Below are 26682 nucleotides of genomic sequence, written 5' to 3' on the forward strand. Positions count from 1 at the left end.
AATTAAAGCTCGCATAAGCGAGCTTTAAATACAGTGATCAATATTTATATCACTTAACTGTGATAAATATCTCATAACCAGTACAGGCTTTCAAGTTGAAATTGGTTAATCAAAGGTTAAAACCATCGACTCAATTAATTAATAAACAATCAATAAAGTAAATAATTAATTAATACTCGCAATCACGGTTTCAGCATGGCAGGTCGCACCCTTCTCTGCGCTAATCTGAATCACACCACTACGGTGTGCCAGTACCTGCACTTCCATTTTCATGGCTTCCATAATGGCAACTACTTGGCCTTCTGTCACTTGCTCACCATTTTCGACTTTCCAAGCGCTAATCACTCCATTAATAGGCGCAAGTAAATGCTCGTCACTCACTTCTGGCTCATTCGTTTGGGCTTGAGCGGCGGTTGCTGGGCCTTGTGCAAACATTCCTGCTGGTAAACCTAAACGGTGTAACTTGCCATCAATTTCAATGTAGCTGAGTAACATCGGCTGTTGATGGTTTGGAATACCACGTTTAGTCGGCTTTAACTCTTGTTTAAAGTCATTTTCAATCCAACGCGTGTGTACATTAAATTCTTCGGTAAAGTCAGGCTCGTTGAGTACCGCACGGTGAAAGTCTAAAACTGATGCTACACCTTCAATTTTAAATTGTTTTAAAGCACGTTTAGCGCGAGCAATTGCAACCTCACGAGTTGAGCCAGTCACAATCAGTTTTGACATGAGTGAGTCAAAGTGACTAGACACTAGAGAACCAGTGCGAACACCAGTGTCCACGCGTACACCGTTACCAAACGGCGCTTCGAATAAACTCAACACACCAAAGGCTGGAATAAACCCACGAGCTGGGTCTTCGGCATTAATACGAAACTCAATGGCATGTCCCTGCGCTTTTGGTGTTTCTTTAATCGAAAGCTCATGGCCCTGTGCCACGCGAATTTGCTCAACCACCAAATCGACTTTTGAAGTTTCTTCAGTCACTGGGTGCTCGACTTGCAAGCGCGTATTAACTTCTAAAAATGAAAGCTTACCGTCACGGCTCAGTAAATATTCAACTGTTCCCGCACCCACATAGTTTGCAGTCTGACAAATGTTTTTTGCCGAGGTTAAAATTTGCTGGTAAATCTCATCGCTAATAAATGGGGCTGGCGCTTCTTCGACTAACTTTTGGTTACGGCGTTGCAACGAGCAATCACGTGTACCAAGTACCACAATATTGCCATGTTGGTCGGCAATCACTTGCGCTTCTACATGGCGCGGTTTATCGAGATATTGTTCGACAAAACATTCACCACGGCCAAAAGCAGCTTTTGCCTCGCGTACTGCCGACTCATAAAGCTCTTTCACTTCTTCGAGTTTCCACGCGACTTTTAAGCCACGGCCACCGCCCCCAAATGCCGCTTTAATGGCAATCGGTAAACCAAACTGTTTAGCAAACTCTAAAGCTTCATCTGCATTATTAAGTGGATCTTGCGTACCTTGAACTAATGGCGCACCAACCGAAGCAGCAATTTTACGCGCTTCGATTTTATCACCCAGTTTTTCAATAGCACTTGGTGATGGCCCTACCCATTTTAAGCCTGCATCAATCACGGCTTGGGCAAACTCGGCACGTTCAGATAAAAAACCATAACCGGGATGTACCATCGTCGCTTTTGATTTCTTAGCAACTTCAATAATGGCTGGAATATTTAAATAGGTTTCACTGGCAGTCGCACCAGCCAAGCCCCATGCTTCATCTGCAAGTTCGACATGCATGCTGCCAATATCATCATCTGCATATAACGCGACCGATGCAATTCCCATATCACGGCAAGCATGAATAATACGAACAGCAATTTCACCACGGTTAGCAATCAATAATTTTTCTGTATTCATCTTTCATTCTCAAAATCTGTAAATTCGGCAATTTTTTTAAATTTGATGCGACAACCTGTCGGAATCTGTGCCACCAAGTCCCAATGGTGTTTAGCAACAGAGGCAATGACCGGATATCCGCCCGTTAAAGGGTGATCATTCATAAACAAAACGGGTTGACCACTCGGTGGAATCTGCAAAGCACCAATGCATGTACCTTCACTTTCCAACTCGTAGGTAATTTTGCGAGTTAAAGCCTGCTCACCTGAAAGTCTTAGCCCGACGCGGTTGCTTTCATTGGTTACCAGCCATTCTTGCTGACACAATAGTTCAATACTGTCTTGTTCAAACCAGTCTGTGCGTGGTCCCATCACAATGTCTAGCTCAACCACTTCGCCAGCTTGTGGCAAATCGGTTTTACCCACTTCATTTACGCTAATATTGGCTGCCTTTAACGGCCCTTGGTAAATGGTATCTCCAAGCTTTAAAGGCTCTGGCCCTAACACTGCCAAGCTGTCAAACGAAGCACTATTGAGTACTGGTTCAACGTCAATACCACCACGAACTGCCAGATAGTTTCTTAAACCTGCTGTTGGTGGCTGAATTTGAAATTCATCGCCTTCATCTAAATCAATCGGTTGATAGCTTGCAAAGTCTGCGGTTTGACCATCGGTAAATTTCACACGAATGTTTGAAATAGCCCCAGCCACCGCAATAACGCCAGCATGCTGCATTTTGGCTTTTAGGCCGCCATTTAAAACTTCAATGACAGGCGTATCGGTTGGATTACCCACAATACGGTTGGCACTATGCATGGCAGATAAGTCCATTGCACCCGCTACACCAACCCCAATATTGGTCTGGTTTAGGCGTCCTTCGTCTTGAATAAGCATCTGTAAACTTGGCGCAGTGATCTTAAACAGTGACACCGATTGTTTCGGCTCAACCTTACGTGTGATTTGCTGTGGTACAGCTACAGTGGTTGGACGATGCGTAACATCTTCAAAATGTACATTCATGCCCGGTAAAAGTAATGCAGGATTTTTACGCTCTAAATCCCACATTTTTTCTGATGTGGTTCCAATCAGCTGCCAACCACCCGGACTGTCTTTTGGGTAAATACCAGAATATTGTCCAGCCAAACCCAAAGAGCCTGACGGTATTTTTTTACGAGGAACCGTTAAACGTGGAATATCGGTAAAAGGTTTATCGGGACTACTCATATAAGCAAAGCCCGGCGCAAAACCAATAAAAGCCACATTCCACACACTTTGGTGATGTTTTCTAATCACATCAGCCACAGACAGCCCTTGTAACTCGGCAACCTGAGCAAGGTCTTCGCCATCGTAACGAATCGGCACAATCACTTCTTGGCTACTGCGCTCAAATCCAGAATCAACTTTAAGGCTCTGAATTGAAGCAACCAGCGTTTTAAAGTTGGTTTCGATCTCGTTGAAAAAAACCAAAATTGTTTTTGCAGCAGGGACTAAGTCTTTAATTCCATTCAATTGAGTATTTTGCAATTTATTGTATAACGCCAAAGTTTCTTCTAGGCTCGCAAGCTCAATCAGAAAACAATCGGCGTTTACCGATAAAAAACGCATTTGCTTATCCTTTTAATTCTTCTTTAGCTCAATTAACCAATCCAAGCACGGTCAGGAATGTCGGTAATAAACATATGACCCGGTGCATGACTAATGGCAAAAGGAATTTTCGAGTTCATCACTGCTGCTTGCGGTGTTACCCCACATGCCCAAAATACTGGAATTTCACCCGCCTCAATACGAGAAGCATCACCAAAGTCAGGTTTATTTACATCCTTAATGCCCAAACTTTCAGGGTGACCAATATGTACAGGTGCACCATGCACGCTTGGCATACGTGATGTAATTTTTACCGCTTCACTAATTTGATGCGATGGAATAGGTCGCATAGAAACCACCATGTTTCCTGAAATACGCCCTGCTGGTTCACACTGTATGTTGCTCAAATACATCGGAACATTGGTGTCGTCATGAATATGGCGCACTTCGATGCCCGCTTCTTGCAAAGCTGTTTCAAACGAGAAACTACAACCAATTAAGAAAGTCACCAAATCAGGATGGGCGTTATAAATCTCACTTGCATCGGTCACTTCATCGACCATTTCTCCATCTTTCCATATGCGATAGCGCGGAAAGTCCGTTCGGATGTCTGAATCTGCCGCAAGCTTAGTTGCATAGATGCCTTCTTCGAGCACATCAAGCACTGGACAGCTTTGCGGATTACGGTGTGCATAAAGCAAAAAGTCATATGCCCACTCTTTTGGCACCGAAATCATGTTGACCTGCGTCATGCCCGCAGCCATGCCTGCTGTCGGCTTATCAAAGCCAGCACGGATTTTTAAACGCGCATCTAAAGCGGCTTCAAGCTGAGCTGGGTCGACTTTAATATCCTTATACATGGTGCTCATCCTTATGCTTTATTTACAAATGGGCGGATTTCAATATTGTTTTTTACAAGCTCGGCTTTAATGGCTGCCGACATCTCAAGCGCACCGTCGGTGTCGCCATGTAAGCAAATGGTGTCGGCTTGAATTGGGGTAAATACACCATCAATTGACTCAACCCCACCATTTTTAAGCATAGATACGACACGGCTTGCTACAAATGCCGAGTCGTGTAAAACCGCACCTTCTAGACGGCGAGATACCAATGAACCATCGCTGTTATAAGCGCGATCTGCAAATGCTTCAGACACCACTTTTAAACCCGCAGCTCGTGCTTGTTCGACTAAGTTCGACCCAGCCAAAGCCACCAAAACCAGTTCAGGGTTATACATTTTAATCGCATCAATTACTGCCGCTGCCTGTGCTTGGTCATGTGCAATAGTGTTATAAAGTGCGCCATGTGGTTTAACGTATTGCACTTTTGAGCCTGCCACTTTTGCCAAGCCATCGAGTGCAGAAATTTGGTACAGCACATCGGCAATCAGTTCGTCACGTGACAAATCCATATTACGGCGGCCAAAACCTACAAGGTCTGGATAAGACACGTGAGCGCCAATAGTTACGCCAAGCTCCACTGCTTTACGAACCGTTTTTAAAATGCCAAGCGGGTCGCCAGCATGGAAGCCACAAGCAATATTGGCACTGGTCACGACTGGTAAAATCTGGTCATCATTACCCATTTTCCATGAGCCAAAGCTTTCACCCAAATCACTATTTAAATCTACAAACATGGCATTATTCCTTTATTACTTTACGCAGTCTGGCTTAAAGCTTGGTCAAATAGTTAAATACTGTCGTAAATGACATATAACCCATCCACCACGTCAACAGACATGTTAAACCACCCAAAATAAGCAACCATTTTGGATAGTTATAATTACCCATCAAATCTTTTCGGCATGCAGCAACATACACAAAAATTGTAAGACCAATTGGCAACACCAAACCGTTAAAACCACCTACAAAAATGAGTAGACCCGCTGGAGTTGCACCCAATAACACATAGAGCAATAAAGCCAATGCGATAAAGGTAATGGTCGTATAGTTGGTTTGTTTTGGTGTTAAGTTCTTTTTAAATGCAGTAAAGAATGACACTGAAGTATATGCTGCGCCGATCGTGCTACTAATACCCGCTGCCCAGAAAATTAAACCAAATAATTTAAAACCAAATGTACCCGCTGCATATTGGAATGCTTGAGCTGCCGGATTGGCATCATGGCTGGCTAAATCAATGGTTGCACCGCTCACTACTACACCTAAAAACGCTAAAAACAGCACATAACGCATGATACCAACGACAACAATGCCCTTGGTCGCAGCTTTTGCAACTTCATCAATATTTTCAGGGCCAACAGCGCCTTTATCGAGTAAACGATGTGCGCCTGCATAGCAGATATAGCCACCAACCGTACCGCCAACAATGGTGGTAATAATGGCAAAGTCGATATGATCTGGAGCAAAGGTTTGATGTACAGCTTGTCCCACAGGAGGCATTACAATGACGGCAACAATAATAATCAGCAGGATTTTAAGCAATCCCAACACGATCATGCTTTTATCCATGGCAAGCGTTGCTTTTCTTGAAGCAAAAATCAAAATGGCTAACGCACCACTTAAAATACCGCCCCACTTTGTGTCTAGGCCAAAAAGCGCATTTAAACCTAAAGCTGCACCGGCAATGTTACCGACACTAAAGAAAAAACCGCCCAAAATCACCAGAAACGCCAGTAAATAACCACTACCCGGTAATGCTTTATTGGCAATATCTGATGCACGCATTTGAGTGAGTGTTACGACTCGCCAAATGTTTTGTTGGACGACATAATCAATGAGAATGGAAACTAAAATTGCAAAGCCAAATGCAGCGCCTAACTTCACTGTAAATACAGCAGTTTGGGTTAAAAATCCTGGCCCCATTGCAGAGGTCGCCATCATAAAGATTGAGGCAACAATGGCCCATTGGCGATCTGATAAAAAAGAAGATTTTAGTAAAGACATATTAATGCGTTCCTCATCCATTTGAGCTTAACAACGCTATTTCAAGTTGAACCAAGAACACCATTTTTTGTCCCAAACGATATTCTTTAATCCTTTAAAATGACAAAGATTCCCTATTCCCCAATCAACTTAATCGGTGATCAAATCTTGTGTCTAAAATAAAAACATAGCTCATCCCTACGGACAATAAGACTTTTTACATAAATTAAAATTTTTAAGTTTTTGATTTTTATTATTTTTTAATTTTATTAAAAGTCAGGATAAATTTTACTTATCGAAGCACATAAGCTGCTTTTATGACTTTGCATACAAGCAGCGATAATTTAGAGAAGAAAAATAAGATGAAAAGATCACCGATTCTACTTATTTTTTAATTTGCTCATTCAGCCTTTTCATGGCACTCGCCGAGACTTTAACAGCGACCTCGGTTAATTTTTCTTTCAAGGCAACGTCATTCCCGTGAATATAAATAGACGTGAAATGAAAGGTTTTTAAGCGAATAGGCGTATCTAATATTTCCAATCGTCCGTCGGTAATTTCCTTTAAAGCCGTTAAAGTCGGTACGACTGCAATACCTAAACCTTGCTCAGCAAGACGTAATAAAGTCGCTAATGAATAACTGGTAATTGAAAGCGGCTCATCAATGCCCTGTTCTTTCATTTTGGCCTTTAATTCTTTATAGGGATAGGTAATTTTTGGATAAGTTAAAATGGTATGCGACATTAAGGCTTTAAAAGACATTTGCCCAATTCCACCTTTAAACGATGGTGCTGCCAAGAAACTCAGTTCAAAGTTACAAAGTGACTGCTCAATACATTCAAAAGCCAAGGTTGGGCCAAGTAAAAAGGCCATGTCCAAGTCACCTGTACGAACGCCTTCTTGTAAATTAGGTGTCAGGTCAACCACAATTTCGACCGAAACTTTTGGAAATTCTTGTTGAACTTTTTCGATATATTCAACGAGCCACGTATACACAATGGTTTCGGAAACGCCTAAACGTATGGTTCCCGTCAGATGCTGGTTTTCGGTAAGCTCTGCGACCAGATCGGTTTCTAAACGCATAAACTTTTCAGCATATTTAAATAAGGTCATACCTTTATGGGTCAGTTTAAACTGCCGCAAGCTTCGGTCTAAAACCTTAAAACCTAATTCATTTTCAAGAGATGTGATTTTTTGAGAGACAGCAGGCTGCGTCGTTTGTAATTTAATTGCCGCCTTATTGAAGCTATTTAACGTCACAACCCAATAAAATGCTTCAAGATTCTTTAAATTCACGTTTCATCCTGTCTTAAAAATTCCTTTACTTTTATAGTATGTAAGCTTTTAACCTGTTAAGGCCAGCAATAAATAAATTTTTAACTAAAGTTAGTTATCCAAATTTTTAAATGCTTTGGAAAGCTGACTAATTGTTTTGATCTGTTTTGCATAACGGCGGCATGATCGGCACGCCAACAAATGCAGTTGTAAACTACTTTGCTCACGTAAGAAAAGCGGTCTATCTTGTTTTTCAGACAATAGTTGGGTGGCTTGTCGGCATGTCAACATGAACAATCCTCCTTCAGTAACCATTTATTTTCTAAGCATTCCCGTAAACGGGTACGACTTCGATACATCAACACATTAAAGTTTGAAATAGATAACTCCAGCTTGCTACAAATTTCGTTAGAACTCAGCTCTACCACTTCTCTCATCATGAAAACCTGAGCATATTTGGCAGGCAAATGATCTAAACAGGCTTCAAAAATTATCCAAAAATCTGACTGTTCCATCATTTCTTCAGGGCTTTGCCATGCTTGAGGTGCTTCATATTTATGCCAGTGTCCTGAAGCATCAAACAATTCATCAACACTGAGTTCGCTTTCCTCGTCTTTAAATAATTCAGACATGGCGACCAAACGTGACTTTTGCCGAACCACATCAATAATTTTATTTTTTAAAATAGCGAATACCCATGTTTTGAACGCAGCCCGCCCTTTAAATGAATCTAAGTTTTGAAAAGCACTGGTTAAAGCCTCTTGCACTACATCTTCAGCTTGTGGAAGCGAGGATAACTGTAAAAAAGCAAATTTAATCATTTGCTGCCTTAAGTCTTGTAAAAAGGCTGGGTTATGCAGTTGATCCCCTAAGTCATCATGACGTGATGCCGCGGCTGAAGTCATGCTTGTGCCTCTTTAAAATCATGGAGAGTTTGAATTAATTGTAGTCGAGATAAGAGGTTTTTGAGTTCTTGAATTTGCAGATAAATTTCAGGCTCATACAAGTTAGCGAGTACAGATTGAATGAGTATAAAAATATCATGGTCAGTTAATGTTATATTTTGCGTTAACTGTTCAATCAGCATAGCAAACAGTGGAGAGAGTTGTTCAATACATACTTTATCTTGTTCATCGCGCCAGACCATTACAGCGCCTGGTGCAAGTTCTACTTGTTCTGGAGTCATTAAAGTCGTCCACGTATAAACGGGATATTGATAAACCAATACCCATACTTTGGTGGTTAACTGCCAAGCATAATTTTCATGTAAAACAACATCTTCAATTTCAACAGTGTCTAAATATAATTCTAGCCATTCAAACTGTAATAACTCAGCCAACCAAGGATACTCTTGTAATATCGGATGCTGTTGCTCTGTTAAATACTCTCTAAACTCTAAAGAGATATCATTGTATAAAGGTGAGCGGCTTTTAGCTTTTTGAAAAAACTCTAACAGCAGTTGTTGCCACTTTAACTCTGGCAACATCGCACGAGCTACTGGATAAACTAAGTCAATAAATGAGCTGACATTATTAAAAAGTAAATCCCGATAAATTTGCATTCTTTGAGGAGGAAGTGCTTGAGGTAGTTCCAAATCAGGATCACGAATCCAGTCACAAAACTGTTGCTGCATGGTTTGGAAGGATATTTGATTTCCCTTCATAGCCAGTCTCCTGTTGTTGAATGAGTTTGATTTTGGCGAGTTCCTCTTCTAATTCTTGCCATGATGGAATATTAAAATCGCGTTCTAATAATGTCGGTTTTATCCCACATACTTGATAGGTATATCTCAACAACTCCCAAACACGGTCACAAACTTCCGCCCCATGTGTATCAATTAATAAATTTTTCTGAACTTTTTCATGTCCAGCAATATGCAAATAACGGATTCGTTCTTTTGGCATGTTCTGAATAAATCCGAATGCATCGCTACCATGATTGGTACTGTTGACATAGACATTATTTACATCAAGCAGCAAATCACAGTCAGCATGTTGAATCACTTCACGAATAAATTCGGCTTCACTCATTTCGGCATTCGGCATGACGTAAGTAGAAACATTCTCTATGACTAATCTTTTCCCTAAAATATCCTGTACACGCAAAATGCGTTCAGCCACATATTTAACAGCGGCTTCTGTCATCGGTATTGGCAACAAATCGTATAAATAGCCACCATCATTTGTATAGCTTAAATGTTCAGAATAAATTGGTACTTCGTATTGTTCTAAAAAGCTTTTTACTTTACCTATAAATTCGAGATTAAGTGGATGCGGTCCTCCAATAGATAATGACAAGCCATGACAAATTAACGGTGCTTTTTCTGCACACTGTGCAAGTAATTTTGCATGTCGACCACCAAAACCTAGCCAATTTTCTGGGGCAACCTCAATAAAGTCGGGATATGTTTTTGCCGTTAGAAATGCATCTATAAAGTCACGTCTTAAACCAAGCCCTACACCATTCAACTGCATCATGGTGACTTCTCCTTTTGGAAATGATGCCGACACTTAATAGAAGGCCGACATCATCCATGATCAGATGGTTTACTTAGCGCCACACTTGCCATCAGCAACTTTTTTATCTGCACCGCACTTACCGTCCGCTGCTTTTTTAGTTGCACCACATTTACCATCTGCTGCTTTTTTAGCTGCTCCACATTTTGCTTCCGCAGATTTTTCATGTTTTTTCATTTTGTTAGCTCCGCATTTCGCTTCACCACATTTACCATCAGCTGCTTTAGTTGCATGTACTTCAGTTGTTGTATTGGTTGCTGCTACAGCCATTTGCGTAGCACCTGCAACTGAAAGTGCTAATAATGCTGCCACTGAAGTCATTGAGTTGAGTTTGTTCATTTTCGTATTCCTTTAATGCTAATTTCTCGGTTTGTACACATGTACATAAAGTTAGACGGACCAAATCCTTTTTTATTACACCGTAAATAAAAAATTTTTTATGTAAGAAATACAGTTTCCATCCGACTAATTATTATTCAATCGCATTGGATGTGAAATTATCATGAAGAACTTTATTTATGGCTTATCTCAATATTATCAAAATCTCGGTAAGTCTTTACAACATATTGATGGCATTGCAGCACTTGCTCTTCGATTGTACCTCGTCCCTATATTTTGGATGGCGGGTACAAATAAATTGATGCACTTCAATGACATTGTAGAATGGTTTGGCAGTTCAGATGGAGGATTGGGACTTCCTTTCCCCTATTTAATGGCTGTGCTTGCAACGTCAACTGAACTGGCAGGTGCAATACTCTTAACACTGGGTTTGTTTACCCGTTTAATTAGTATTCCACTTATTATTACCATGTTGGTTGCAATATTTACTGTACACCTCCCAAATGGATGGCAAGCAATCGCAGACCCGCATGCGCCCTTCGCGAACATGCAAGTATTGGCTTCCGCTGAAAAGTTAGATAAAGCTCGAGAAATTTTACAGAACTATGGCAACTATGACTGGCTTACATCGAGCGGTTCGTTTGTTATTTTAAATAACGGAATTGAATTTGCCGCGACCTATATGATTATGCTACTTGCCCTGCTTGTACTTGGAGGTGGCCGTTACTTTAGTTTAGATTATTGGATTAAAAATAAACTACGCTAATCGATTATTGCACCAGCAGTCATGTTTACAACCGTTGCGGTCATTGAGTTCGCATGTTCCGAGGCAAGAAAAGCAACGGTTTCTGCAACTTGTGAAAGTGTCGGTAGTCGTTTTAGCATGGTGCTCTGAGCCGCACCTTCAAGCCATTGCCCTATGCTGAGCCCCATGGCCTGTGCTTTAGACTCAAACAATTCGCGCGTATAAGAACCCGCTTGAACAGCATCAATAATTGCATGTGAGCGCACACCGAGTACCCGTATATTCTTAGGGCCTAGCTCACTTGCAAGCGCTTTAATAAATGCCTCAATACCAGCACAGCCCACAATGTGCCCTAAATGTCCAGGTATCGCCATTCGTGCTGAAGGTGCCACAATTGAAATGATGGTTCCATCGCGCTCACCGCCCATAAAAGGCACCGCAGCTTTAGAGATATTAAACTGCGCCGTTAGAAATGGATTTATTCCCCCTACAAACTCATCAAGGTTTAATTCTAAAATTTCTTTGCCTTGATTATGAATAAAACTGGTCGCATTGATGACGATATCTAAACCACTCGTCGCTTGAGCAATTTGAGCAACTGCCTCACTGGTTGCTTGGCTATCTAGCACATCGACACTGACGGTATGTACCGCGCCTTCGTATTTTTGCAGTTGTATCGCAATGTTTTGCAGTTTATTTAAATCTCTTGCGCATAAATAAACATGTGCTCCTTCACGAAGAAAAACCCGCGCAATCGTAGTGCCAATTGCACCGCTCCCTCCAAAAATTACTGCTACTTTTCCCTTGAGCAACATACGGCATCCTCTTGTTATTGTGCGCCATAGTTAGGTTATGACACACAATCAAAAGTGATGCAATTTTATACAGATTAAAGTTTGTATGAACTTATGGCAGATGAACAAAAATAACGTCTAAGTCTTGTTTTGGTACAAACTTGGTTTTGGTCATTTGAAATTGAGTCGGACTAATTTTGTTGACTTTGCCATCCCAACAAAATGAAACCAGTTCGCCTTTATCACGTTCAATCGTTAACTTAAAGTTTTCAATAGGCTTTGCCCAGTTAGCCCCTGTCGTCAAAATATAACCTAAAGCACTAAACGGCGAATGTTCTGCCTGAGCTTTTTTAAGACCCTGCTTAAATTGTTTATCCATGCAAAATTGCTTGCTATCTTCTTCTGGTGTGAGACCTACAGACCCGCCAACTAAAGGTTTATATTCATGGTGAATTTTAGTTAAGCCATTTGCTTTAAAGGTTTGCTTCCAGCTATAAATAACTTGAGATGACCACGGAATTACATCATCTTTTTCAAATTGAGCTAAAATTTTCTGCATTTGTGGTTTATTACATTTGTTTAGCTTATCCTGATAATTCAAATAATCATAGTTACTACGAATCCATGGATTAAGCATGTCTTTTTCAGTAAAACCGCATTGCTTAAACTCATCGGTTACATCTAGTAAAGGCGATTTTTCATCTTTTTGAATAAACGTTCTGACATGCATTTCGGGTTTTATATTTTGGCCATCCACCACAATTTTAAAGCTTTTTAAAAGTGCTTCAGTATTTGCAAAATCTGCTTCAAAAAAATTATCTACACGTGGTAGTGGAAATAAAACGGTTTCAGTGACATCCTTGTTGCTTAAATTCTTATATAGATAATCGACTTTAATTATCTTTTTACTAATAAATAGATCTTCACTTTGCATCGTAACTTGTGCGTTTTTTAAATACTGAATGCCACCTGTGCCGACATAACCCGTCGAGTCATTAGCTAAGCTATAGCCTGAGAGTGGAACCAAAACGGCTAAAGTCATTGCAAGCTTTTTCATTTTAAAGTCTCTATATCGTTTTTCATTATGGAGTATCAATCTCATATAAATAATAACGGTTTAGCTGTGCCGCAGTAAGCATTACATAATGCTATTTAAGAAAAATAAGTAATGGATAAGAAAATCTTTATTTATATATAACTAGATTGCTTATTTTGAAGCTTTTTTAATTTTCAATTTATTAACTTCAGAAACAATAAAAACCGCCATACACTCATAATGCTTATTAGCATCACACTAACATTCGCAAATATTAGTTACGGGTGTTACGACGGTTTTAAGAATAATTGATTAAAATTTATTTTGTGGCGACTTCTTCATGACTATGGCTCTCTTCTTCATCTTTAGCCAAGAAGCAAACACCTGCAAAAATAAGAATAGCACCAGTAACTTTTGTAAATGTTAGTGGTTCATTAAACAGCCAAATCGACAAAAACATCACCGTGATGAGTTCTAAATGTGAAGCTGCAAAAGCAGGCCCAATAGGCGCATGCTTTAACAAATTCATCCAGATAAAAAAGGCACCTATATATCCAATAAAAGCCCCATAAATCCAAGGATGCCCAAAAACTCTGATTAACCAATGTACATCAAAAGTCAAAGGCATCGCATGAATGGAAGCTAGCTTAAAACTAATCTGAGCCAAAGTATCGAAGAGCATTAATATTAAAAAACCAATAATATAAAATTTTTTCATGCCCCAATCCCAACAATAGTGACACCGATCGCTATCAGAACTACACCAATTAATCGATTTCGAGTTAATTTTTCATTAAAAAACAAGCGTCCAGCAAGCATAATCACAACAATGTTGATACAACCTAACATGACCCCAACAGAAAGTGGAACCAGCGAGAGGAATGCAAGCCAAACGACAAACTCAAAAATATAACAAAAAATACCGCCCCATATCCATGGACGTTTCGCCATGAACCACCAATGTTCTAGGCCTTCATTGGTTTTACTTTCGTGAGCAGCAGCCTTAAAAGCCAACTGCCCAACAGTATCAATCAAAATGGTTAGCATCCATACACTGAACACTACAATATTCATAAAAGCTCACCAATTTTTTCAGGTGAAGTTTTACGTTCTTGACGAGTTGATAGATGCTCTGACTGCTTTTTTGGATGTTGGTACTGTTCAATAAATCGAATGGATTCATCAATCACTTGTTTACGGTCATTATCAATCGTAATCATGTGATAGCTGTTATAAAGCCAGATTAAGGTCTTAGGCCCCTTCACTTTGGCATAAATTAACTCACTATTTCTTCGGTGAGCAATATCATCATCATAGGCATGCAATAACAGACATGGAGCCGTAATATTTGAGAGATTTTTACGAACATTCCGCGAAAGACGTTGTAACTGGAACAATGAATGCCAAGGGTTACCCGGCAAACCAGCTTCACTACTTTCGCCGCTGTTCATCGCCTGAACAATACGAGAACGCAATACTTTATTTTTGATGCCATAAGGTTCAGCTTCGTCAAAAGTATTGTTACGACAAATATTTAAATAATGAACACTCGGCAGAACAATAGGTGCAAGCACTTTTGACCACAAAGGAATGCTCCAACCGTCGTATTGGAAAGTCGGACTATAGGCAATAACGCCAGCAACTGGATATGCCGATGCATATTTTAATGCCAGCAAAGAACCCATTGATAAACCGGCAACAAATATCTCATCTGCATGTTCTTTTAACTTTTCTGCGGCTGCAACAACACTATTAAACCAATCTTCCCATTGGCTATTCACCAAATCTTCGACATCACCACAGTGTCCAGCCAACTGCACACCATATACGCTATAGCCTGCCTGATGAAGTACTCGCGCAATTCCTCTCATTTCATTCGGTGTGCCCGTCAAACCATGAATGAGTAAAATACCAGTTCGGTTTCCCGATAAAAAAAATGAATTGTCTTTTATCATGTAATCACCGTTACTGGAGTATCTATTCCAAAATCACTACTGAGTAGCTTAGCCAAGGGTTGGCAAATTTCTACAAAGTTTTCAAACTTTGTGTGGAAAATCTGGTTTTCTTTGCAATGGTCTATTAGAGATTTCTTTGCAAAAACATAGTCTGCATTTCCTGCTAGACAATAATCTGAACGTCCATCACCAATCAAGATAATATGCTTTTGAGGTTTTTGATTTGCAACCTTACATTTGCATGTTCCACTTTGACTTACGCAACTCGCTTCTTGATTTGGAAACTCTAATTTCCATGACCTTTCATCTGTCTGAATCAAATGATTTGCAATAATAGGTAAATGGTCTAACTGATATTTTTTTAAAATATGGCGAATAACAAAATCGAGTCCATCACTCACAATAGTCAACGGAATTTTATACTGAGCAGTGATCTTCACTAATTCGATGAAGCCAAGGTCAATTTCAATTTGATCAAGGCAATCGCGCAGCTCATCAATAGAGACATCCAAGAGTTCAATCTGTTTTTGCATACAGACCTTAGAACCAATTTTCCCTTGCTCCCACTCTTCCTCAATTTCTTCCCAACCAGCTTTTGCATAAGTTTCAAGCAAATAGTCCGTTGTATCTTTTAAACTGATTGTTCCATCAAAGTCACATAAAATATGCCAAGGTACAGTGTGATCTGTATAGTAATGCTGGTCGACCATGAACATAAAATGCCTCACACAAATAATTTAAGAATTTTTATAAAAATTACATTTTGACTCTATGCGGGAAATCTTAAAAATTCTTTAATTAATAGTATTCAAAAAAAATTTGAATAAAGTATTATATGATTCAATCAATTACAAAAGCATAAATAGTGAACAAATGAGTTAAAATTTTCAAACATGCCAAGCATTAAATTTAATTTACTTAAAATCAATAATTTAAAAACATTTTTTAATAAAATTAACATTTATACCTTCATATTTAGAGTGCTTTTTATTCAAAATTCAAATCATTTGACTGAAAAATACAAAATTAAGTTATTTTTAATTTTTTATTAAGATTTGTATAAGAATTAACTTTTATATTCAAAAAAATTTTGAACAGAACAGAACACAACCAAACATCGACCATTTTTTATCATAGAAAGACTGAATATGATTAAACCATTGAAAAGAATTTCCATAGCAATAGTAATGAGCAGTAGCTGTTTTTACTGTTCTGCTTATGCACAAGATGCGCAAGAAGAAAGCTCATCACCAGATTTCACAATGGGTTTTAACTATTCTGTAAATTTTCAAGCTTATAAAGGTCATAAAACCTCTCAAACGCTTTTACCTGTTTTTTTCTATGACAATGACAAATTTTATATTGAAGGCGATGATGCCGGTTATTACCTGTTCAAAGATGATAAAAATCAATTACGCCTCGATGCTCACTATGACGGCAACACTTATGATCCAAGCGGCGAACTCTATTTATTAGATAAACGCAAATGGTCTGTCCTAGCAGGTGCAAGTTATATGCGAATTACACCTTATGGCGGTTTTAAAGCACGGCTTAATACCGATACTTTATCCCGTAGTAAAGGAACCATTTTAAGAGCTTCTTACCTTGCTGAATTGGACAAAGGTAATTTAACCGTCTATCCAGAAGCTGGTTTTCAGTGGAACAACGCAAAATATAACCAATATTACTATGGCGTCAGTGATGCTGAAAGTAAACGCAGTGGTATCGCAGCATATGAACCGGGCCAAAGTATATCTCCTTTTGTAAGCATGACAGCCAACTACAAACTTTCCAAACATGTGAATGCTTTTAGTTCTGTTGAATTTAATTATCTATCAAACGAACAGTTTAAAAGTCCGATGGTAAAAAAACGCACAGATATTACACCAGCTGTGGGGCTTACCTTTACCTTTTAAACACTACAACTCTTTTCACTCAGCCTCTGTATCTAAAACATACATACTGAAAATACCAACCGTAAAAGGAATAGAAGTATGAACAACAATCATACATTCAAACAAGAACGCACTTCTGCAACTAGTTCTAATAACCGCGTTCCACTAGATGAAGCGCAACTTCTAGCAGATGAGGCAAAGTATTGTTCACACGGCGATACAGTACACTATGTAAACCCACCTAAAATTTTTACGGATTGTCAGGGCAGCTATATTTTTGATGATCAGAATATCCCATATCTAGACTTACAAATGTGGTATTCAGCGGTCAACTTTGGTTATAAAAACCCACGTTTAGATCAAGCGCTTATCGACCAAATTCATAAACTTCCTCAAATCGCCAGCCAATATTTACATCCAACTAAAATTGAACTCAGTAAAGTGATTGCTGAAGACATACTCAAAAAGACAGGGGTACAAGGTCGCGTTCACTACAACGTTGGTGGTTCTCAAGCAATTGAAGACTCTCTAAAAGTTGTACGTAACTTTACTAAAGGCAAAAGCCGTATGTTCGCTTTCGAGGGCGGTTATCATGGCCGTACTTTAGGTGCATCTTCAATTACTTCAAGCTATCGCTACCGTCGCCGTTATGGTCATTTTGGTGAGCGTGCCCAATTCATTCCATTCCCATATCCTTTCCGTCGTCCTAAAGGTATGACACCAGAAGAATATGCAGATAAGTTAGTTGCCGAATTTGCACGTCTTTTTGAAAATGAATACCACGGCGTTTGGGATCCTAAAGTTCGTGAAAGTGAATTTGCTGCTTTCTATATCGAAACAATTCAGGGTACTGGCGGTTATGTCATTCCACCGAAGAACTTCTACAAAGGTTTGAAAAAAGTTCTAGATGATCACGGTATTTTATTGGTTGTAGACGAAATTCAGATGGGCTTCTACCGTACCGGTAAACTTTGGTCTTTCGAACATTTCGATATTACGCCAGACGTTGTTGCATTTGGTAAAGCGTTGACCAACGGATTAAATCCTCTTGCCGGTATTTGGGCAAAAGAAGAAATGATTAATCCTGAAATTTTCCCAGTGGGTTCAACTCACTCAACGTTTGCATCTAACCCACTTGGTACGGCAGTAGGTCTTGAAGTCATGAACATGTTGGCTGAAAAAGACTATGAAAAACAAATTATGGAAAGTGGTGCTTATTTCCTAGAAGGTCTAAAAGAATTACAATCACGTCATCCAGAAATTGGTGATGTTGATGGTTTAGGACTAGCATTGCGTGCAGAAATTTGTCAGGCTGATGGTTTTACTCCAAACAAAGAATTGTTGGATAAAATGGTTGATATCGGTCTTTCAGGTACCCTTGAATATCAAGGACAGCAATGTGGTTTGGTGTTAGATGTAGGCGGTTATTACAAGAACGTAATTACTTTCGCACCTTCACTAGAGATCTCAAGAGCCGAAATCGATCAAGCAATGGTATTACTTGACCAATTATTAGTTCGAGCTAAACGGGAAATATAAAATTACTTTATGACTATAAACCTGAATCAGTTAGAACCTCAGGCGGTGGTGGATGCTTTTTTAAAGCATCCACCTTTAAGTTTTCAGGTTCATTCGCCTAGCGATTTTTTACCTTATTTTTATACAGAGTTTGATTTATTAACGACTCTAGATACAGACCTTCTTAAAAAAATTAAAGCATTTCCAGGATATTCAACCTGGGGGAAAATTCTTCATTTTAAAACATGTTTTATCGGGACAACGGTCACAGAATACAGCTTATTACCTAGTGAACTTCCTCTAGACTCAATAGCAGATTTTTTAAAAAATAATGATCAAAACATTAAGTTAGGTATTATTAAAGATCTTCCGTTAGATTCACCTTTACTCAGCGAACTGGAAAATAATTACAGTCACAATTTTATTCAAGAAGCAGAAAAAAAAGGTTTTCTATCTGTAGAGGGACAAGCTTTAGCTTATGTCCCTATCGATTTTTCAAGCCGTGAAGAATATCTCTCTAGATTATCTAGGCCACGCCGTAAAAACTTTAAACGTAAACTCAAAAGTTTAAATGAACTCAATATTGAGCAATTGTCTACGGGCGACGAACGGTTTAACGATTCTCGATTTAGAACGTATTTATATCAGCTCTATCTGGCCGTTTATCATCAAAGCGAAATACATTTCGACCTACTCAGTCCTGAGTTTTTTTCAGAAATTCTTCAAGATGCAAACAGTGGCGGCAAAGTCTTTTTATATTGGGCAGACGACACGCTTGTAGGCTATAACATTTGTTATGAATATAAAGATAATCTGGTTGATAAATATATTGGGCTCAATTATCCGCTCGCAAAAGAATACAATTTATATTTTATTAGTTGGTTCGTAAATTTAGATTATGCATTAGCTAACAACCTCAAGTACTACATTGCAGGATGGACAGACCCTGAAGTCAAAGCTCAACTCGGGGCTAAATTTACATTTACCCGTCATCTGGTGTGGATACATTCCCCTGCCTTACGTTTTATTTTAAAGAAATTACGTCCTTTATTTGAAGCAGATCATCAGTGGCATGTTAAGCAGGAAACACGATCATGAGTTCAGTAAATAACAGAACACCTATCGTTTTAAACTTTGATGATTCTGCTGGTGATCCTGATAATGCTGTAAGTGTTGATCTCACCTCATGGCAAGAAGTCATTCGCTTTGGTTGTAAATTAAAAGAGTTTGACGAATTAAGAGCTCACCTTGACCAACATTTACCTTCAAAACTAGGTTGTGTTCTTTTAGGTAGTGGTGATTATCACCATGTTACCCAGCTTTTACTGGAAAGATTGCCATCTGCTGAGCCAATTCATCTGATTGTGTGTGATAACCACCCTGACAATATGCGATACCCTTTTGGTATTCACTGTGGCTCCTGGGTGTATTGGGCAAGTAAACTTCCACAAGTTGTCAGAATAGATGTACTTGGAATTAGCTCAAGTGATATTGGATGGTTACATGCAGTAGAAAACCATTGGTCGCCTTTACTAAAAGGAAAACTACATTACTGGAGTATTCAGCAAAATGCATCATGGGTGCGTTTTACAGGCAAAAAGAATGCATGGCAAAACTTCGATCATCCAGATGAGTTACTAACAGCATTTCTCACAGAAATAAAAGCATCGAACTTACCTGTTTATTTATCGATTGATAAGGATGTCCTTTCAAGCGAAGTCGTCATGACAAACTGGGATCAAGGAAAATTTCTTGAAAGTCATTTGCAGAGCTTAATTGAAGCATGCAAGGGCCGATTAGTAGCAGCTGATATTACAGGTGACGTTTCTGCCTATCATTATAAAAACTACTTTAAACGGTTTTTAGCAGCTTCGGATGGACAACAAGAACCAAATGCCGAAGAACTCTCAAATTGGCAGTTAGAACAGAAAGCACTAAACCTACGGTTAATTCATGCCATAGATTCAGCTTGGTCAAATCAATAAGAAAAAACCCACAACATGTGGGTTTTCTTTTAATTATTTCGCTGCATTCACACCAACGATAAATTGGCTACAATTAGAACCTTCAGAAGCATTCCCTAACTGCTTTTCAGAAAGCTTAAATTTTGATGCCACAGAAGCATAATCTTTCTTAAGGGTTTGACCTGTAAGCTCACCTAACTCTTTTACTTGTTCAGGCTTTAAAATCTCGTGTTCAACTGCTTGATTGACCATTATACATGCGGTGGTCATCGCATCATAACGTGCGGCAGTTTTAGAATAACCTAAAGCACCCACTACACCACCAACAATTAAACCGACTACTACAGCCAAAGTTACAAGCATTTTATTCATTTTAAATACCTAAAAATTTAACGAAAAGACGAGCACCTTAAGAGTTTGTGCTCAAGTAGAATTAAGATAACTTCTTTTATTTGATATAAAAAGTTAGATTCTGTCAGATTTATTGATAGTTGAGTTGTCGTAAACACATTACAATGCTCTTTGTAAGTATGGATGTTTACTCTTTCTATTCAATACATAAGAAATAAGATTATTAATTTTATAGTGTTCCAAGAAAAATTTATTTAAAATTATTTATGTACCCTCCTAATTATCATGATTAATATAAAATCATAAATTCCCGCATATATATTCAAAAATTCTCAACTCCACTAATTTTATATCTTTTTTAGAACTATCTATACTTAAAAAATAAATAAAATCTAGAAAACAAAATTCATCCATAAAGTTAAATAAATTCAGAAAAAATTTGTTAGTATTTATCTCGATCACTGGTTCAGATCCGGAAAAATATAAATATACGCTCTCCTCATTTAATAATTTAAATTTTAAATTCGAGACAATTTCATAATTAATTACCTCAGTTTATAATCCGATACGCCTTAGATGAAATTGAGACTTTAATCATTACTTCTTAATCTTTAATAGAAAAAATAACTTACAAAACAAAAGCCAACCACAAAAAATAATTTTCGTATGATTGACTTTTCTTTATATAGCCCGAATTTATATGTTAATTACATACAGTATGAATCATCTCATAAAGATCGTTTCTTTAAGCTCTACATTATCAATTTCATAATAAAATTGTACACCTCGTCCGTTTTGATACATTCCTTGATTAGGAATTTCAAATGGTATTCCATCAATGAAGTTTTCAATATTTGGAATAAAACCTATTGATGCATATTTTTGATTAGTTGAGATTTGTAGCCATACTACATATTTCTTCAGATCCCATTCCCCCTTGGAAATCTCCTCAAATTTTCTCTTTGCATCCTCAATAACTAAAAGATAAGATCCCGTAATTTCGTGATACTCATTTCTATTAAAAAGTTCGCGCCATTCTTTATTACTCATAACTCATAATCGCCTTTTGGACCGTTAACTTTAAATTTCCCGCTTGGTGTTCCCAAATATGACTTATGACAACGGTTCTTTAATCTTGCTGCCATAGTTATTCTCTGATCAGCTAAAGAAAAATTATCACTATCTAATGTCGCATTTGCTTTATTTGTTCTTATAACGTTTCCTTTATTATCAGTTGTTGAATAATCACCATGAGTATGATAATCACCAACAATTGTTGCACCTCTAGGTATTTGCGGTAGTGCTAATATTGGCTTAAATGTTCTATCTCCACCAGCAACAGGAATAGTATGAAAATATTTGCCACCTTTTTCATATATTAACCCACCATATTCTCTATTTAAACGAATTGATTTAGGATTGGCCGAATTTAAAGCAGCCTTAGCTGCAGCATCTGGGCAACTATAGCCACCTTGCTTTAGACCTAGAGGGTCAATCTTAGTAATAGGATTCGGCGCATATTCATAAACATTAAATCCACCCAACAACCCAATTGGATCTTTACTTACAAACCGTCCCACATACGGCGAATAATATCGATAGCGATTGTAATGTAATCCTGTCTCTTCATCAAAATACTGACCTTGGAAACGGATATTATTTGAAATAATTTCACTGTTTTCGAAGAAATTCGACTTGGCTTTCTCTGTTTTACACTCACCCCAAGCTTTATATTCGGCTTTCCAAATAATTGCACCTGTATGGTCGGTCATTTCTTGCGGCGTACCTAAGTGGTCGCAGTGATAGAACCATACATCATCAAACTCTTTAGCCTCTTTTTCAGTTTTCCAAAGCGGGTCACGGTGTATGTGATAAGGTCTATCTGACCAATCTGGAGTTTGGTGCAATTCTATTGGACTTAAATAAACAGCTTGTAGCATCGGTACAAAACTGTTTTTTTCATAGATGTAATGCTTGGTCAGTTCCTCTGTAGACTCATAAGCAAGCGTATCGCTATCCCATCCATAAATGATGTTCTGCTCTTGACCAGTATGGTGATGCTTACTCCGCTTTTGAATACGGCGGCCTAAAGCATCATAGCGATATTCTGCCGTGTATTTACTATTACGGCTCTTTACCATACGGCCATAGACATCCCACTCAAGGTTTAAATCACCTTGGCTCGTTTTTTGTATTACGAGTTGTCCATAAGCATCATATTGGTATTGTTGATCTAGATATTCTTTAACTACGTTATTAACTAAACGGTTATAACCATAGTCTTTTTCTTGCTCACTTTGTAAGTGGCTTTGAGCCTTCTGACTATGATATGAATCTAGAATGTTACTCGCGGGGTCGAAACTAAACGTTTCTTTTCCAAGTTTACTGCTCGCTTCAAGTAAACGCCCTACAGGATCGTACTTATAGGCAATATTGCCACGGCGTGTATCTCGAATGGCCGTTAGCTCACCTGTTTTGTCATATTGATAAAGACGCTGTACCAGTTGACTGGTCTGCTCTAATGCATTGTTGTGCGGCTTATATTCGTTTTGATAGCCATTTTCATGTTCACTTAACATCATTTGGCTTTTCAAACGACCTGCCAAGTCATATTGCTGTTCTTGACTCACTCCGTTGGCATAGTGACGTGCAATTTCTCGGTGCAAATCATCACGCTCAAAGCTAACAAGGTCTTGACCATTCACTATTAAAGTTTGTACATGACCGCTACCATAGGTCAACCAGTCAATAACCTGCCCGTCTGGACGAGTTGTTTTGATTCGATCATTAATTTCGTCATATTGGTGTTTCCACACCGCGGTTTTATTGATTTTATAATCTTGCTGGTGTTCTTGTACTAAATTGCCAGCCGCATCATAAAACCATTGTGTATTGCTTTGAGCATTTTTAGCTTGAATGATTCGCCCCATATAATCATAGGCAAATTCTTCCGTCTGTTTTTCTTCGAGTTCTAAACCATAGTGACCATAGCCCGCAGTACGCTGTTCTAAACGCCCCATACTGTCAAAAATAAATTGTTGAATTCGGTCTTTCGGTGCAGCTCGGTCTTTGAGGTCTTGTCCATAAGCAGATGCAACTTCAATACTGGTTGCAAGTTGGCCTGACTTTTCATCGTAATGGTAAACCGTTTCCTTACCATCAAAGTCAATTTCTTTAACGAGTCGGCTTGCGACATCATAGAAGAATTGGTAACTGGCACCATTTTCATTAATGAGTCGGGTGAGACGTCCCAATCGATCCCATTTATATTTTAATTTGTGGTTTAAAGCATCTGTACGAGACAGAATTAAACCCGCCTCATCATATTCATAGCGAGTGATGTTCTGTTTAGAATCTACATGTGCCAGTAAACGCCCTTCCGCATCATGAATGAAGTGTTCTTCTGTACCATCAGCATGTTTAATCTTTTCAAGTTGACCAAAAGCATTCAGAGGTAAACCTTTTATAATTGGTTTCCGATTTTGTAAGGTCAGTTCAGTATAAAAATACTCAACTTTTTGGTTTAATGCATTTTCAATGCTGATTACACGACCACGCTCATCATATTGCCAATTGGTCTCTTTACCTGAGCAATCTGTATAACTAATTAAATTCCCTTGATCATCATATTTGAGTGACTTACTTCCACCTTTAGCATCTGAAATGGAAGTGACTAAGCCCATGGCATTGTAAGCATAAGCAGTTTCGTGCTTAAGTGGATCAATTTCTTTAATCAGGTTTCCAGAACCATCATATTGCTTAAACCAACGTCCCTGTTCGGCATCAACCATACCAGTGAGTTGATTTTTTTCATCATATTCAAAATAACTTGTCGCACCATCATCTTGAGTTGTAGTCAAGACATTACCGCGCTCATCATAAGTGTAAGAAGTTTTCGAACCGTCTTTAGCAATATGGAGCGTTATATTTTTCGCATCATCTCGAAAGAACCACTCTTCAAAATTATCAGGATAAACAATACGGTATGTATAGCCATCAATATCGTAGTAATGTTCAGTGCTATTCCCTTCAACATCTAACACTGTGGTTTTTCTGATATCTTTATCCCACTCAAGTTTCGAAGCGCGACTAGCATTGTCGGCCCATTCTTCAATGGCTTTTGAAGTAGGTAAAATACCATCCCATTTTAGGTTCATCCCACGATGTGTAAGATCTGTATAACGTGTAATTAAGTGATGGGTATATTGATAATAATAAGAAGCTGCAAACTCATTTGTTGCCTGGATCAAGTCACCTTGTTGATCATAGTCATAACTTGCCAAGACACGATCTAATTGGCCATTTTTGATGGTCCAAATATCGGAAACCAAACCTTGAGGAGTTAATTGCAAAGCTAAATGAGCCAGCAAACTCTCGTCCTGTTTAAATAAAATATCCGATAAAATTGTTTTATTATCGATAGAAACATGGTCATAACGTAAAGCGACTTTGAAACCATTTTTACGTTCGATATAGGATAGACGATAGTCCGCACCATATTTTTCATAATAGCGTTTCTCGTCTTCACCGTAGGCAATTAGATGCAGCTGATCTGATAAAACTGTATAAATGTATTGCTCAATCGGATCATAAATACTTTGCCCCTTCTTTAGGTCAGGCAGATTGATAGCTCGACCATCTAAACCAATGTATTCAAGCCCGTTTAAATAGTCTTTATGGTCTTTTTTCTTTGAACTATATTTAAATTTACGAGAAATTTTTGTAGTGAACGGTGTAACCCAACGTGCTCCAAATATCGCGTCATCCATCTGATAAAGGTTTGAAGCATAGGTCCGGCTAATGCTGTCCTGAATTATTCCGCCAAGTTGTGCATCAACATGAGTAAAGAACTCTGTACCCATTGCAAAGGTAATTGAACCACCAGTTCCACCCATACAGTTTTTACACTGATTGGCATTGTTCTCTGAATGAGCTTGTTTATTTGATTTGTCAGTCGCAGCCGATGGATGAGTTGCATTGGCCTTTGTCGTTTCTTTTGCCTTAATCTGGGCTTTCTTGTGCCGATGTTTTGCAGCAACCATTCCCATAATGCTAAATAGCCAACCAATCGTCCATAAAGTATTCGGGTCACTTAAACCATTTACTTTTCCTTGAGCAACTTGCCCTATAGATCTTATTTTTGTGCCTAAAGCTAAAACTTTAGCTCGTTTTTCTTCAGAAATTCCTAAATTGGCTAGGTTGATATACCCTTTACCTACAGTCTTTCCCACATTTTCCACAGCATATTTAGCATTGTTTACTACGCGGTCTTTGTCAAGGTGGAATGCCCCTACTACAATACCGCCAGTCTGCTCTGCTGCTCGTTTAAGATTTGGTAGTCCATCTAACGTACCACTGACTAGTTTTTTTAATCCGTCATCAATGGCATTTGTTAGTTTGATAATCCAGTTGCCAATCTCTTTTAGAACCTGATTAAGTAAACTTTGCCCTTCTTTAGCAAATTTTTCTAAAGTCCCCGCTACATCTTCAGCAATGATAGTTGTTAAAAATACACTTGCACTGTCTTTGAAACCGGTACTTAAAGCTTTTTTCACTTCCTGAGAAGTTAACGTTTGTTTACCTAATTTCTTTGCTTGCGCTTTGATAATTTGTTCTGATTCATTCTTAACATAAAATAATGCTGGTCGTGCCACTCCACGAATACCCAGACCAATAGATGGAATTGGCGCTAATCCAATCACATCAATTCCTAAATTTAACCAATCAAAAATTTCAACTTTATCAATGCCTTTATTGATCATATCCATGATATCAATAATGATATCACCAACAGCAAAGGCACTCCCCATTACAGGTACATTTCTACAGATTGTCTCTAGTCGATCAACAGTAACAATACCATCTGTATGTTCCTGAAACCATTTATCAACTTCTGCTTTTTTTGTTGTTAAATCTTTGGGACTAAAAGTATTTAATGGAGCAACGACTGAATTTTGTGACATGTT

General features: G+C 38.5%; 25 protein-coding genes and 1 pseudogene. 5 read left to right on the forward strand and 21 right to left on the reverse strand.

Annotation, left to right across the window (positions count from 1 at the left end; all coding sequences use genetic code 11):
* Positions 1–165: 165 nt before the first annotated feature.
* The 11 genes from I8T81_RS12350 to I8T81_RS12400 form a co-directional block, all read right to left on the reverse strand.
* On the reverse strand, positions 166–1884 hold the full coding sequence (locus tag I8T81_RS12350; RefSeq protein ID WP_198071330.1) for an acetyl/propionyl/methylcrotonyl-CoA carboxylase subunit alpha: 1719 nt from the start codon (positions 1882–1884) through the stop codon (positions 166–168).
* Complete coding sequence (locus I8T81_RS12355) at positions 1881–3467, reverse strand: 5-oxoprolinase subunit B/C family protein (RefSeq protein WP_198071331.1); 1587 nt, start codon at positions 3465–3467, stop codon at positions 1881–1883. Before I8T81_RS12355 ends, I8T81_RS12350 begins: the two co-directional genes overlap by 4 nt.
* Positions 3468–3499: 32 nt before the next feature.
* The gene (locus tag I8T81_RS12360; RefSeq protein WP_198071332.1) at positions 3500–4315 is read right to left on the reverse strand and encodes a putative hydro-lyase; all 816 of its coding nucleotides are present in this window, start codon (positions 4313–4315) and stop codon (positions 3500–3502) included.
* A gap of 2 nt (positions 4316–4317) precedes the next feature.
* Entirely contained in the window at positions 4318–5082 is a 765-nt protein-coding gene (locus tag I8T81_RS12365) for a LamB/YcsF family protein (protein ID WP_000496072.1), read from the reverse strand.
* Positions 5083–5116: 34 nt separating this feature from the next.
* Positions 5117–6370 carry an NRAMP family divalent metal transporter gene (locus I8T81_RS12370; RefSeq protein WP_077168285.1) on the reverse strand — a complete coding sequence of 418 codons (1254 nt, stop codon included), beginning with the start codon at positions 6368–6370 and terminating at the stop codon, positions 5117–5119.
* A gap of 342 nt (positions 6371–6712) precedes the next feature.
* Positions 6713–7624 carry a LysR family transcriptional regulator MumR gene (gene mumR / locus I8T81_RS12375; RefSeq protein ID WP_004702525.1) on the reverse strand — a complete coding sequence of 304 codons (912 nt, stop codon included), beginning with the start codon at positions 7622–7624 and terminating at the stop codon, positions 6713–6715.
* A gap of 90 nt (positions 7625–7714) precedes the next feature.
* Positions 7715–7894, reverse strand: coding sequence for a zf-HC2 domain-containing protein (locus I8T81_RS12380; protein ID WP_004702527.1), 180 nt, complete (start codon positions 7892–7894; stop codon positions 7715–7717).
* On the reverse strand, positions 7888–8508 hold the full coding sequence (locus I8T81_RS12385) for an RNA polymerase factor sigma-70 (protein ID WP_004702529.1): 621 nt from the start codon (positions 8506–8508) through the stop codon (positions 7888–7890). Before I8T81_RS12385 ends, I8T81_RS12380 begins: the two co-directional genes overlap by 7 nt.
* Complete coding sequence (locus I8T81_RS12390) at positions 8505–9266, reverse strand: HvfC family RiPP maturation protein (RefSeq protein ID WP_198071333.1); 762 nt, start codon at positions 9264–9266, stop codon at positions 8505–8507. Before I8T81_RS12390 ends, I8T81_RS12385 begins: the two co-directional genes overlap by 4 nt.
* Positions 9217–10080 (reverse strand): HvfB family MNIO-type RiPP peptide maturase, encoded by an 864-nt coding sequence (locus I8T81_RS12395; RefSeq protein ID WP_100193390.1) that lies wholly within the window; start codon positions 10078–10080, stop codon positions 9217–9219. The genes I8T81_RS12390 and I8T81_RS12395 overlap by 50 nt, the downstream gene beginning before the upstream one ends.
* A gap of 69 nt (positions 10081–10149) precedes the next feature.
* Complete coding sequence (locus tag I8T81_RS12400) at positions 10150–10458, reverse strand: HvfA family oxazolone/thioamide-modified RiPP metallophore (protein WP_004702533.1); 309 nt, start codon at positions 10456–10458, stop codon at positions 10150–10152.
* Positions 10459–10621: 163 nt separating this feature from the next.
* On the opposite strand from I8T81_RS12400, the gene I8T81_RS12405 reads away from it, so the two are divergent.
* The gene (locus tag I8T81_RS12405) at positions 10622–11224 is read left to right on the forward strand and encodes an HvfX family Cu-binding RiPP maturation protein (protein ID WP_004702534.1); all 603 of its coding nucleotides are present in this window, start codon (positions 10622–10624) and stop codon (positions 11222–11224) included.
* Here the strand turns inward: I8T81_RS12405 and I8T81_RS12410 are convergent.
* The 6 genes from I8T81_RS12410 to I8T81_RS12435 all read right to left on the reverse strand — a co-directional run bounded on the left by I8T81_RS12410 (position 11221) and on the right by I8T81_RS12435 (position 15704).
* Entirely contained in the window at positions 11221–12018 is a 798-nt protein-coding gene (locus I8T81_RS12410; RefSeq protein WP_198071334.1) for an SDR family NAD(P)-dependent oxidoreductase, read from the reverse strand. The two genes, I8T81_RS12405 and I8T81_RS12410, sit on opposite strands and share 4 nt — an antisense overlap.
* Before the next feature lie 91 nt (positions 12019–12109).
* Positions 12110–13054 (reverse strand): DUF4424 family protein, encoded by a 945-nt coding sequence (locus tag I8T81_RS12415; RefSeq protein ID WP_198071335.1) that lies wholly within the window; start codon positions 13052–13054, stop codon positions 12110–12112.
* A gap of 298 nt (positions 13055–13352) precedes the next feature.
* Positions 13353–13751 carry a DMT family transporter gene (locus I8T81_RS12420; protein WP_049064871.1) on the reverse strand — a complete coding sequence of 133 codons (399 nt, stop codon included), beginning with the start codon at positions 13749–13751 and terminating at the stop codon, positions 13353–13355.
* Positions 13748–14107 carry an EamA family transporter gene (locus I8T81_RS12425; RefSeq protein ID WP_198071336.1) on the reverse strand — a complete coding sequence of 120 codons (360 nt, stop codon included), beginning with the start codon at positions 14105–14107 and terminating at the stop codon, positions 13748–13750. Before I8T81_RS12425 ends, I8T81_RS12420 begins: the two co-directional genes overlap by 4 nt.
* Positions 14104–14988 (reverse strand): alpha/beta hydrolase, encoded by an 885-nt coding sequence (locus I8T81_RS12430; RefSeq protein WP_198071337.1) that lies wholly within the window; start codon positions 14986–14988, stop codon positions 14104–14106. The genes I8T81_RS12425 and I8T81_RS12430 overlap by 4 nt, the downstream gene beginning before the upstream one ends.
* A complete protein-coding gene (locus tag I8T81_RS12435; RefSeq protein WP_077168276.1) occupies positions 14985–15704 on the reverse strand; it encodes an MtnX-like HAD-IB family phosphatase in 720 nt (239 codons plus the stop codon). Before I8T81_RS12435 ends, I8T81_RS12430 begins: the two co-directional genes overlap by 4 nt.
* A gap of 432 nt (positions 15705–16136) precedes the next feature.
* Between I8T81_RS12435 and I8T81_RS12440 the strand changes: the two genes are divergently transcribed.
* The 4 genes from I8T81_RS12440 (at position 16137) to I8T81_RS12455 (ending at position 20386) form a co-directional block, all read left to right on the forward strand.
* Entirely contained in the window at positions 16137–16904 is a 768-nt protein-coding gene (locus I8T81_RS12440; protein ID WP_151762215.1) for a MipA/OmpV family protein, read from the forward strand.
* A gap of 78 nt (positions 16905–16982) precedes the next feature.
* Complete coding sequence (locus I8T81_RS12445; protein WP_077168274.1) at positions 16983–18422, forward strand: aspartate aminotransferase family protein; 1440 nt, start codon at positions 16983–16985, stop codon at positions 18420–18422.
* A 9-nt stretch (positions 18423–18431) separates the two neighbouring features.
* Positions 18432–19499, forward strand: a complete 1068-nt coding sequence (locus I8T81_RS12450) for a GNAT family N-acetyltransferase (protein WP_198071338.1) — start codon at positions 18432–18434, stop codon at positions 19497–19499.
* Complete coding sequence (locus I8T81_RS12455; RefSeq protein ID WP_198071339.1) at positions 19496–20386, forward strand: arginase family protein; 891 nt, start codon at positions 19496–19498, stop codon at positions 20384–20386. Before I8T81_RS12450 ends, I8T81_RS12455 begins: the two co-directional genes overlap by 4 nt.
* Before the next feature lie 33 nt (positions 20387–20419).
* Here the strand turns inward: I8T81_RS12455 and I8T81_RS12460 are convergent, their stop codons facing one another.
* From I8T81_RS12460 to I8T81_RS12470, 4 genes and pseudogenes are all read right to left on the reverse strand, one after another.
* On the reverse strand, positions 20420–20737 hold the full coding sequence (locus tag I8T81_RS12460) for a hypothetical protein (protein WP_198071340.1): 318 nt from the start codon (positions 20735–20737) through the stop codon (positions 20420–20422).
* Between the two features lie 279 nt (positions 20738–21016).
* A pseudogene (locus I8T81_RS19055) lies at positions 21017–21265 on the reverse strand (hypothetical protein); the annotation flags it as partial.
* 174 nt (positions 21266–21439) lie between these two features.
* Complete coding sequence (locus I8T81_RS12465; RefSeq protein WP_000066162.1) at positions 21440–21766, reverse strand: hypothetical protein; 327 nt, start codon at positions 21764–21766, stop codon at positions 21440–21442.
* The gene (locus tag I8T81_RS12470; RefSeq protein ID WP_198071341.1) at positions 21763–26679 is read right to left on the reverse strand and encodes an RHS repeat-associated core domain-containing protein; all 4917 of its coding nucleotides are present in this window, start codon (positions 26677–26679) and stop codon (positions 21763–21765) included. Before I8T81_RS12470 ends, I8T81_RS12465 begins: the two co-directional genes overlap by 4 nt.
* Positions 26680–26682: the final 3 nt, after the last annotated feature.

It is taken from the genome of Acinetobacter seifertii (assembly GCF_016064815.1).
GTDB classification, from domain to species: domain Bacteria; phylum Pseudomonadota; class Gammaproteobacteria; order Pseudomonadales; family Moraxellaceae; genus Acinetobacter; species Acinetobacter seifertii.